Source organism: Novosphingobium sp., assembly GCF_049240505.1.
Taxonomy (GTDB): domain Bacteria; phylum Pseudomonadota; class Alphaproteobacteria; order Sphingomonadales; family Sphingomonadaceae; genus Novosphingobium.
Genome location: NZ_JBMLSM010000103.1, coordinates 1 through 10,547 on the forward strand (window position 1 = coordinate 1; position 10,547 = coordinate 10,547).

The following is a 10,547-nucleotide window of genomic DNA, read 5'->3' on the forward strand; positions in this document are numbered from 1 at the left end:
GCCAGCCTCGCGCCCGAACACATCGCCGATGCGGTGATCCACGCGATCGACCAGCCTTGGGGCGTGTCAATTTCGGAAGTGACCGTTCGCGCGGCAGGCGATCACTTCGTGTTGTAGTCATGCATCCTTCGACAGGCTCAGGATGAGCGGAGCGGGAACAGTAACCCAGATCCGCTCATGCTGAGCTTGTCGAAGCATCAGGCCAAAACCTCAGCGGATCGGGCAATCCGGTGACAGGCGCATGTCGAGGTAGTTGTCTACCGCACGCATCATGTCGTCCATTTCGTTTTCGAAGAAGTGGTTCGCGCGGGGCACTTCATCATGGTGGATGGTGATGTGCTTCTGCGTGCGCAGCTTGTCGACCAGCTTCTGCACGGCGTTGGGCGTGACCACTGTGTCCGCCGTGCCCTGCACGATGATGCCCGATGCGGGGCAGGGCGCAAGGAAGCTGAAATCGTACATGTTCGCAGGCGGGGCGACCGAAATGAACCCGCGAATTTCCGGGCGGCGCATCAGCAACTGCATACCGATCAGCGCGCCGAACGAATAGCCCGCGATCCACGTCGTGCTGGCTTCGGGGTGGATCGACTGCACCCAATCGAGCGCGGCAGCCGCATCGGACAGTTCGCCGATTCCATTATCAAACGACCCTTGCGAACGCCCGACTCCACGGAAGTTGAAGCGCAGCGTGGCAAAGCCGCGCGCGACGAACGTCTTGTACATCGCCTGCGTGATGCGATCGTTCATCGTTCCGCCCGCCTGCGGGTGCGGATGCAGGATCATGGCGACCGGTGCGCGCGGGCGTGTGGCGGGCTGGAAACGGCCTTCGAGGCGGCCTTCGGGGCCGGGGAAAATGACTGCGGGCATTGCCTGTCCGGTAATCCTGTGGTCTGGCCGCGCGGCACGAAATGCCGGGGCTGGGAATTGCGTTGATGGCTATATAGAAACCAACCCTTCGAAAGCAATCTTTCCACGCATTTCCGGGATTCAAGTTGCCAGCAAATCCGATCTATCTCGATCATGCCGCCACCACGCCGCTTTTGCCACAGGCTCTGGCGGCGATGCAGGAGGGGTGGCGGATGTGGGCAAATCCATCCAGCCCCCACGCGGCCGGACGCGCGGCGAGGGCGGCGCTGGAAAGTGCACGGGCGAGATTGAAGACTCTGCTCGGTTGGCAGGGCGAAGTCATCTTCACCAGCGGGGCGAGCGAGGCTCTGGCGCTGGCTATTGGGCGCGCAAAGTGCGGGCAAGTACTTGTTTCCGCAGTGGAACATGATGCTGCCTTGCGTGCTGCGGGGGATGCGCAAAGGCTGGAAGTGGGGCCGGATGGGCTGCTGATCCTGAACAGCACCAAGATGCACCTAGATGACACTAGGCGACCGCGAGTGGTGGTTCAGCAGGTCAATAGCGAGACCGGCGTGGTGCAAAACGTCGCTGACATTGCCGAGGCCGTCCACGCTGCCGGAGGGTTGCTGCTGTGCGATGCCGCGCAGGGGGCGGGCAAGTTGGACATTCCCGCCGAAGCCGACATGGTGGTCCTTTCGGCGCACAAATTTGGCGGGCCGGTGGGCGTCGGTGCGCTGCTGGTGCGTGACTGGGGTCTGCTTGAGCCGAGCGGCGGGCAGGAGCGCGGCTATCGCGGCGGGACCGAGGCTGTGCCGCTGGTGCTGGGAATGGTGGCAGCGCTGGAGGCGGGGAATCAATGGCTCAAGCCCGCTTCAGCTTTGCGGGAATCGTTGACGAATCAACTGCTTGAAATCGGGGCGGAAATCGTTGCTGGGGCTTCGCTGCGCAGCCCGACAATTGCAGCCTATCGGATGCCCGGCAAATCGAGTGCGGCCCAACTGATCCGCTTCGATGGCGCAGGCATTGCCGTTTCGGCGGGCAGCGCCTGTTCATCAGGCTCGTTGAAGGCCAGCCACGTGCTGACGGCGATGGGATATGCCCATCCCGGCGAAGTGATCCGCGTGTCCATCGGGCGGGAGACGACAGCGGGGGATATCGCGCGGTTCGTGGCGGTGTGGAAGGAGATACGGGGTTGATATACCTCGATTATCAGGCGACGACCCCCCTTGCGCCGGAAGCGCGCGAGGCGATGCTGCCCTGGCTCGGCGGGCCGGGCGAACCCGGTTTCGCCAACCCGCACAGCCCGCACCGCTATGGCCGCGCGGCGGCGGCGGTGGTGGAAGTGGCGCGCGCGCAAGTCGCGGCGCTGCTGCCGCCGGGCGGGCGCGTGGTGTTCACGTCCGGCGCGACCGAGGCGATCAACCTGGCGCTGATCGGGTCTGGCGCGAAACGTCTGGCGGTGAGCGCGATTGAACACGCGGCCGTGTTGGATACCGCGCGGTTCCTTGATCCCGATGTTTCGGTGCTGCCGGTCGGGGACGACGGGCTGGTCAATCCCGATGCCGCGTTGCCCGAAGAGTGCGGGCTTGTAGCCGTGATGCAGGTCAACAACGAGATCGGGACCGTGCAGCCGATTGCGGATCTTGCCCGTCGTGCGCATGATGCGGGCGCACTGTTCCTGTGCGATGCAGTGCAAGGCGCCGGGAAGCTTGCGGTTCCTGATAGCGCCGATCTGATCGCCCTGTCGGCGCACAAGCTTTACGGCCCCAAGGGAATCGGTGCGCTGTGGGTGCGCGATGGGGTTGAGCTTGCGCCCCTGATCCACGGCGGCGGGCAGGAGGGTGGATTGCGGTCGGGCACCTTGTCCCCCGCGCTCTGCGCCGGGTTCGGGGCTGCTGCTGCCCTGTGTACAAGTCTGTTGGAAACCGATCAGCTTCATGTGGAGAAGCTGTGGACCAAAGCGTTGGCGCTGTTCGAAGGGTGGACGCTGAACGGTAGCGCCACCGAACGCTGGTATGGGAATCTCAATTTGCGTCTGCCCGGTCTGGACGTGGGCCGACTGTTGTCGGATTGTCGCACCGTCGCATTTTCAGCAGGTTCCGCCTGCGCCAGCGGCTCTGGCAGGCCAAGCCATGTCTTGCGCGCGCTGGGACTTTCGGACAGGGATAGCAAAACGGCGATCCGCATCGGTTTCGGACGCTATACAGGGGATGATGAACTGGAACAGGCTGCAGCGGCGATCAATGCCGCGGCTCGGGCGCAGGGAGTCATTTAGGCATGGTCAGCATCACATTCGTCACCACCAAGGGCGAAAAGATCGTGACGAAAGGCGAGGCTGGGCAGCGCCTGCTGGAACTTGGCCAGAACGCCGGGATGCCGCTGGAAGGCACCTGCGAAGGCCAGATGGCCTGTTCCACCTGCCACGTCATCGTTGCTCCCGAATGGTTCGACAAGTTGCTGCCTGCCGTGGACGACGAGGAGGACATGCTCGATCTGGCCGCAGGCGTGACCCGCACCAGCCGACTTTCCTGCCAGATCGAGCTGACCGACGCGCTTGACGGGCTGGTCGTCCACGTACCGGATGAAGCGCGGGATATGCAGGGGCGCTAATTCGGGAACCTGCCGCGTCCTGAGGCTTTCAGGACGATATGCAAGTTTCTCCGCGTCCTTCGACTTCCGCGTTTTCCGCCAATCCTGAACTTCTTGTTGCCGAAACCAGCGGCTGGATTGCCGAGAACTGGCTGCGCATCGCGATAGCTGCAGGCATTGCTGCAGCCATCGTTCTCGTGCTGCTGACCGTGCAGAAGATGGCACAGCGGCTGTGCCGCGAAGGCGATGCGCTGGTGAGCTGGCGCACGATTATTGGCCGTGTGGCCGCACGCACCAAGTTCTGGTTTCTGGTGATTCTGGCGGCGAAGATCGTCGATAACTATGCCGAGGCACCGCTCTGGCTGGATCGCACGATCACCTTCCTGTTCACCATCGGCATGACCGTGCAGGCCGCCATCTGGGTGCGGGAAGTTGTGCTGGGCGTGGTGGAGCATCGCGCAGGCGGGGCGCAGCACGCCAATGGCGCGCTGACATCCGCCATGAGCATCATCCGTGCGCTGGTGACGTTTCTGGTCTTTGCCATCGCGCTGGTGCTGATCCTGGGCAATCTGGGCGTGAATGTGGCTGGCCTTGTCGCCGGTCTGGGCATCGGCGGCATCGCCATCGGTCTGGCTGCGCAGGGCATTTTCTCCGATCTGTTTGCGGGGGTTTCGATCCTGTTCGATCGCCCGTTCAAGGTGGGCGACAATATCGGCTGGGGCGAAACCAGCGGCACGGTGGAGCAGATCGGGATGCGCACCACGCGGGTTCGGCTGTTCACGGGTGAACTGCTGATCGTTTCGAACAAGAACCTGCTGGACAAGGAAATCCGCAACGTGACCGTCCGAGATCACATCCGGCTGAGCTTCATGCTGGGCGTTACCTATGAGACGAAGCCGGAAACGCTGGCTCGCATACCGGCAATGCTCAAGGAAATGGGCGAGGCCGAGAGCGTCAAGGTTGCGCGCGCTGGCTTTGAAGCTTTTGGCGCCAGTTCGCTGGATTTTTCGTTCATTGTCGACGTGCCGGGCGCGGATTGGAACGTGGCCCATCCCACGCGGGACCGGCTGCTGGTGGCAATCATCAAGCGGTTTGCAGCGGAGGGGATAAGTTTGGCCTATCCCACGCAGACGTCTTACACTGCGGCGCCAGACGGGACGCTGATCATGCCTTATCCTGAGGATGCAGTGGTGCCTGTGCAGGCCGATACTGTGGTGCAACCGTAAGCGTTGCGCCCCCGCCCCTCGACAAGCTCAGGATAAACTCCGGCGAAGCCGGAAGGCGGGGGCCTCAGTCGTTTTACGCTGACCTTCCGTAACAACACCGAGGCCCCCGCCTGCGCGGGGGTGCTGGGTGTAGCTAGTGGGAAGGGCCGCTCTTTTGCCAGCGCTCTTTTGATAGCTTGTCCGGACACGCATTTTGCGGTCGGATAGGGCAAGGCTTGAAAAGAGGGTGCAAATGGCGGCGATCAATCTTCCGCGTATAATCAGGGTTGGTGGCGGCGCGCTGGCGGAACTACCGGCAGCGATGGCGCAGTGCGGCTATGCCCGACCGTTTGTGGTGACGGATGGCTTCATGGTTCAAAGCGGCATGGCCGAACAACTGACCGCCGTCCTAGAAGCGGCGGGAATGCCGGTGACGGTGTTTTCGGACACCGTGCCCGATCCGACCGTGGCGGTGGTGGAAAAGGCGCTGGACGCGCTGGTGTGGAGCGGCAGCGATTGCGTGATCGGCTTTGGCGGGGGCAGCCCGATCGATACGGCCAAGGTCATTGCCGCGCTGGCGCTTGATCCGCGACCGATCCCTTCGCTGAAGGCTCCGGTTCAGACCGATGACGGCGGCTTGCCGATCATTGCCGTGCCGACCACAGCGGGCACAGGATCGGAGGCGACCAAGTTTACCATCGTGACCGACGAGGCGACGAGCGAGAAAATGCTCTGCGCCGGGCTGGCGTTTCTGCCGACCATCGCCATCGTCGATTTCGAACTGACGATGGGTAAGCCCGCGCGGTTGACGGCGGATACCGGGATCGATTCGCTGACCCATGCCATCGAGGCTTATGTCTCGAAAAAGGCCAATCCCTTCAGCGATGCAATGGCGATCTCTGCCATGAAGCTGATTGCGCCCAATATCCGCACTGCCTGTGCCGATCCGGGCAATCGCGCGGCGCGCGAGGCGATGATGGTGGGGGCGCACCATGCGGGGATTGCATTCTCCAATGCCAGCGTGGCGCTGGTGCATGGGATGAGCCGCCCGGTGGGCGCGTTCTTCCATGTGCCGCATGGGCTGTCCAACGCCATGCTGCTGCCTGTGGTGACCGCGTTTTCTGCGCCCGCCGCGTTGGCACGCTATGCCACATGCGCGCGGGCGATGGGTGTTGCGGGCGAAAGCGAAGGCGATCAGGCAGCCGTGGCGCGTTTGCTGGAGGAACTGGAGGCACTGAACCGCGATCTTTCCGTACCGACGCCGCGCAGCCACGGGATTTCGCAGGAGCGGTGGTTCGAGGTGGTGCCGGAGATGGCGCGGCAGGCGATTGCGTCTGGATCGCCGGGGAACAATCCGCGCTTGGCGGACGCGGTCGAGATCGAGCGGCTTTATGCTGAGGTGTTTGGGTGAGGTGAGAGTTTGGTTTTGAAATCCCCCACACCCAACCCTCTCCCCTGAAGGGGAGAGGGCTTTTCGAGGCCGCGCTCAGTCCGCCAGCGCCTTGATCAAGGCCTTTGAAAACGCAGGGATATCATCCGGGTTGCGGCTGGTGATGAGGTTGCCGTGGACCACGACTTCCTCGTCCACCACATCGGCCCCGGCATTGGCAAGATCGACGCGGATCGAGGGCCATCCGGTGACGGTGCGGCCATCGACGATATCGGCTTCGACCAGCAGCCACGGTGCGTGGCAGATGGCGGCGATGGGTTTGTCGAGATCGTCGAAATCATTGACCAGATCGATCACGCTGTCCTCCATGCGCAGGATGTCCGGGTTCATCTGGCCACCAGGGAGCAACAGGGCATCGTAGTCGGCAGCTTCCACCTCATCGATGGTCATGTTGACCGCAATGGCATCGCCCCAGTTCTTGTCCTTCCAGCCGGTGATCGATCCGGGTTTCAGGCTGGCGACCACGGTTTCGATGCCCGAGTCTTCGAGCGCCTTCTTCGGACCTTCGAGTTCCGACTGCTCGAAGCCGTCGGTCGCGACGATGAGGACGCGCTTGGTCATGGGGATCTCCTTTGTTCAGAATATCCCTACAATTGCCGGGGACTGTGGATGTTCCTTGGCTTTCGTTCGGGCAATCGTGTTGCTAGGACGTTCCAGCCATGCCGATCGACACGACAGAACCCGATCCGTTCGACGCCATCGTCGATGCCCCGTTCGATTCCGCATTGTCGGAGCGCTATCTGGTCTATGCGCTCAGCACGATCACCGCGCGCTCGTTGCCAGACCTTCGTGATGGGTTGAAGCCGGTCCACCGCCGCCTGCTGTGGGCGATGCGGCAGTTGAAGCTGAACCCGACGGACGCCTACAAGAAATCGGCGCGCGTGGTGGGCGATGTGATCGGCAAGTATCACCCACATGGCGATTCGAGCGTTTACGATGCGATGGTGCGTTTGGCGCAGGATTGGTCGTTGCGCTATCCGCTGGTCGAAGGGCAGGGCAACTTCGGCAATATCGATGGCGATAATGCCGCCGCATACCGATACACCGAGGCACGGCTGACGCGCACGGCGATGCAGCTTATGGCCGGGCTGGACGAAGGCACGGTGAACTTCGTGCCGACCTATAACGGTGAGGATGAGGAGCCGGAAGTCTTTCCGGGCCTGTTCCCGAACCTGCTGGCCAACGGGTCCAGCGGCATCGCCGTGGGCATGGCCACGAACATCCCCAGCCACAACGTGGCCGAGATTATCGATGCCACGCTGCTGCTGATCGACAACCCGCACGCCGAACATGCACAGTTGATGGAAGTGTTCCACGGGCCGGACCTGCCGACAGGCGGCGTGATCGTGGATAGCCCGGCGGTGATCGCCAATGCCTATGAAACCGGGCGCGGGTCCATCCGCGTGCGCGGGCGCTTTTCCACGGGGCGCGATGATGCAGGTGTCTGGGAAGAGACCGGGATCGAGAAGCTGGGCGGAGGGCAGTGGCAGCTTGTCGTCTCCGAAATCCCCTACATGGTGCAGAAGAGCAAGCTGATCGAACAGATCGCGCAGCTTATCGCCGACAAGAAGCTGCCGATCCTTGAAGACGTGCGCGATGAAAGCGACGAGCAGATCCGGCTGGTGCTTGTGCCCAAGAGCCGGAACATCGATCCCGAACTGCTGAAAGAGTCGCTCTACAAGCTGACCGATCTGGAGACGCGGTTCGGCCTGAACCTCAACGTGCTGGATTCGCATCGGACGCCGGGCGTGCTGGGGCTGAAGCTGGTGCTGCAGGAATGGGTGATCGCGCAGATCGACATCCTGCTGCGCCGTTCGCAGCACCGGCTGGACAAGATCGCCGCGCGGCTGGAACTGCTCGAAGGCTATATCATTGCCTACCTCAACCTTGACCGGATCATCGAGATCATCCGCACCGAGGATGAGCCGAAGCCGGTGATGATGGCCGAGTTCGAGCTGACCGACCGGCAGGCCGAGGCGATCCTCAACATGCGGCTGCGTTCGTTGCGCAAGCTTGAGGAAATGGAGCTGCGCAAGGAGCGTGATGCGCTTCTGGCCGAGCAGGACGAATTGCAGAAGCTGCTCGACAATCCGGCGCGGCAGCGCACGCGGCTGAAGCGCGATCTGAACGCGCTGCGCAAGGAATATGCCGAGGATACCGCGCTGGGGCGGCGGCGCACGACGATTGCCGAAGCCGCACCGACGCGCGAATTCAGCATGGACGCGATGATCGAGAAGGAGCCGGTGACGGTGATCCTTTCGGCCAAGGGCTGGATCAGGGCGGCCAAGGGGCATGTCCCATTGGACGGCGATTTCAAGTTCAAGGAAGGCGATGGCCCGGCCTTTGCGTTCCACTGCCAGACCACGGACAAGCTGCTGGTGGCGGTGGACAACGGGCGGTTCTATACACTGGGGGCCGACAAACTGCCCGGCGCGCGCGGCTTTGGCGAACCGATCAGGACGATGGTGGACATCGATTCCGATGCCCAGATCGTCAGCGTCACGGTCTACAAGCCGAAGGGGCAATTGCTGCTGGCGGCCAACACCGGGCGCGGCTTTGCCGCCGAGATGGACGAACTGCTGGCCGAAACCCGCAAAGGACGCGGCGTGGTTTCGACCAAGCCGGGCGTGAAGCTGGCCGTGGTGCGCGAGATTGCGCCTGAGCACGATCACGTGGCGGTGATCGGCGAGAACCGCAAGCTGGTGATCTTCGCGCTGTCCGAAGTGCCGATCCTCGCCAAGGGGCAGGGCGTGACACTGCAACGCTACAAGGACGGCGAAATGGCTGACGTGATCACGCTGCGGCTGGAAGACGGGCTGACGTGGGCGATGGGCGGTGACAGCGGGCGCACGCGGGTGGAGAAAGACCTGCTGCCATGGAAGGTTGCGCGCGGCGCTGCGGGCAGGCTGCCGCCGAATGGGTTTCCGCGGGATAACAGGTTTTGAGGGGTGGGGGGTGTCCCCTGCACTGAACCACCACACCACGTCACCCAGGGCTTGACCCGGGGCCCCGCTCCTTCCGCCCAAGGTGGGCGATCCGGCTGATGGCCAAGACAAAAAGCGGGACTCCGGGGCAAGCCCTGGGTGACGGCTGGTTTTGGGCAATTTGAGTTTGCGGTTGAGCGGCTGATTTTGGGTGGATTGCTGAAGGACGGCTCTGCGCCTGTAACGGTTGCGCAGGACAAGCAAACATGCCCGCCACTCCACCTAATCCTTTAAGCGGACGATGCGGACTCAGGAACCCAACTGCCTATGTCAACAAAAGAGGAACATAAATGCAAGGAGCCACGCCCGCGCTGCGATAGCCCAGAGGATGTATAGGGGGATTTCCGTGCGTATGAGGTCAGGGTGACCCCTTAGCATGGGAATGTTGGATTGCAGTCGTGGAGTGTCGAGTTAATCTAAATACCGCAGTGAAACTCGTTCATAATCATTAGTTTCTCTCAAAAATGGTGGAGGAGCATCATACCTCTTTACAGCAAGCTCCTTCTCTTCATCGGGCCGCAAAACAAGTGTCTCTATGCTGGTGGTCTCGACTGGGAGATTCCCTCCTCCGAACTGTCGACATCTTCTTCTGAGAACTAGCTCCGCTGGCTTCCTTATGGGCCTATTATTGGTATCGTAAGTCAGCATATGCTTAATAAACTGACGCGTTATAAACGTGGGAGGAGTATTTTCTTCAACAAATCGACCGTTTATTATCGGCAAAGTTCGGGTACCGTCACCGCCTTTTTTGTCTTCCATAACACCACTCCTCTAAAGGGCTAGGGTCAGATTGAGCGCCAGTGAAATGAACGCAGCGCATCAGGCCATGTTAGCCGCATCGGGAATGTCCGCAACGGGGTCTGCTGAACGGCAGCTTGTACTCCCAAAATCCGCAAAGCCGCCCTCTCACAAAAAGTTGTTCGGCCAGATCATCGTGCGCCACATGTGGGCTGTTGGTGAACCGTCGAAGCCCAGGCCTTCTTCCGGTTCGCGGAAGGTGCGGGCGATGACGTCTTGCAGGGCTTCGGGTTCCACCATCGGGAAGTCGTCGAAGAAGTAGGTGTCGTAGAGCGTCACCTGCCGCGCGGTCATGTACCATTCGTGGCTGCGCGCATATTCGGCATCGCGGAGCAGGTATTCCGGCACCTGGTAATCGGGGCCGAAGAACTTGTGGTAGCTGTCCGGGTAGGCATAGCCGACGCTTTCATCGGGCACATAGCGCAGCGCCTGATGGTACTTCACCGCAAAGGCCACTTCGGGATCGACATAGGGCGCGATCAGTTGCGCGCTCCAGTATCCGTGGTCCGCGCGCACAAGGCAGCCGTTGGAAATGTCATGCAGCAAGCAGGCGATCACCACCTTGTCCGGCAGGCCATCGTCCAGCGCGCGTTTGGCGCTGACCAGCAGGTGCCGCACGGTGATATCGCCAAAGCGGCAGCGGAAGAAATCGAGCAGGCGGGGGCGTTCGGGCAT

10 protein-coding genes are annotated in these 10,547 nt (G+C 62.0%); 6 read left to right on the forward strand and 4 right to left on the reverse strand.

Features of this window, described 5'->3' with window-relative positions; genetic code table 11:
• Positions 1-210: 210 nt before the first annotated feature.
• Positions 211-867 carry an alpha/beta hydrolase gene (locus ACOVQ0_RS08790; RefSeq protein WP_421883030.1) on the reverse strand — a complete coding sequence of 219 codons (657 nt, stop codon included), beginning with the start codon at positions 865-867 and terminating at the stop codon, positions 211-213.
• Between the two features lie 125 nt (positions 868-992).
• Between ACOVQ0_RS08790 and ACOVQ0_RS08795 the strand changes: the two genes are divergently transcribed.
• From ACOVQ0_RS08795 to ACOVQ0_RS08815, 5 genes are all read left to right on the forward strand, one after another.
• The gene (locus tag ACOVQ0_RS08795) at positions 993-2,042 is read left to right on the forward strand and encodes a cysteine desulfurase family protein (protein ID WP_421883033.1); all 1,050 of its coding nucleotides are present in this window, start codon (positions 993-995) and stop codon (positions 2,040-2,042) included.
• Positions 2,039-3,121, forward strand: coding sequence for a cysteine desulfurase family protein (locus tag ACOVQ0_RS08800; RefSeq protein ID WP_421883036.1), 1,083 nt, complete (start codon positions 2,039-2,041; stop codon positions 3,119-3,121). Before ACOVQ0_RS08795 ends, ACOVQ0_RS08800 begins: the two co-directional genes overlap by 4 nt.
• A 2-nt stretch (positions 3,122-3,123) precedes the next feature.
• The gene (locus ACOVQ0_RS08805) at positions 3,124-3,456 is read left to right on the forward strand and encodes a 2Fe-2S iron-sulfur cluster-binding protein (RefSeq protein WP_421883040.1); all 333 of its coding nucleotides are present in this window, start codon (positions 3,124-3,126) and stop codon (positions 3,454-3,456) included.
• Between the two features lie 38 nt (positions 3,457-3,494).
• Complete coding sequence (locus tag ACOVQ0_RS08810) at positions 3,495-4,661, forward strand: mechanosensitive ion channel family protein (RefSeq protein WP_421883043.1); 1,167 nt, start codon at positions 3,495-3,497, stop codon at positions 4,659-4,661.
• Positions 4,662-4,893: 232 nt separating this feature from the next.
• On the forward strand, positions 4,894-6,051 hold the full coding sequence (locus tag ACOVQ0_RS08815; protein ID WP_421883046.1) for an iron-containing alcohol dehydrogenase: 1,158 nt from the start codon (positions 4,894-4,896) through the stop codon (positions 6,049-6,051).
• 75 nt (positions 6,052-6,126) lie between these two features.
• Here ACOVQ0_RS08815 and ACOVQ0_RS08820 read toward each other — a convergent pair whose 3' ends face one another.
• On the reverse strand, positions 6,127-6,651 hold the full coding sequence (locus tag ACOVQ0_RS08820; RefSeq protein WP_421883049.1) for a type 1 glutamine amidotransferase domain-containing protein: 525 nt from the start codon (positions 6,649-6,651) through the stop codon (positions 6,127-6,129).
• 98 nt (positions 6,652-6,749) lie between these two features.
• Between ACOVQ0_RS08820 and parC the strand changes: the two genes are divergently transcribed.
• On the forward strand, positions 6,750-9,035 hold the full coding sequence (parC, locus tag ACOVQ0_RS08825) for a DNA topoisomerase IV subunit A (RefSeq protein ID WP_421883052.1): 2,286 nt from the start codon (positions 6,750-6,752) through the stop codon (positions 9,033-9,035).
• Positions 9,036-9,485: 450 nt separating this feature from the next.
• Here the strand turns inward: parC and ACOVQ0_RS08830 are convergent, their stop codons facing one another.
• The gene (locus ACOVQ0_RS08830) at positions 9,486-9,833 is read right to left on the reverse strand and encodes a hypothetical protein (RefSeq protein ID WP_421883056.1); all 348 of its coding nucleotides are present in this window, start codon (positions 9,831-9,833) and stop codon (positions 9,486-9,488) included.
• Positions 9,834-9,980: 147 nt separating this feature from the next.
• A partial coding sequence (locus tag ACOVQ0_RS08835) for a hypothetical protein (RefSeq protein WP_421883059.1) occupies positions 9,981-10,547 on the reverse strand: 567 nt, incomplete at its 5' end.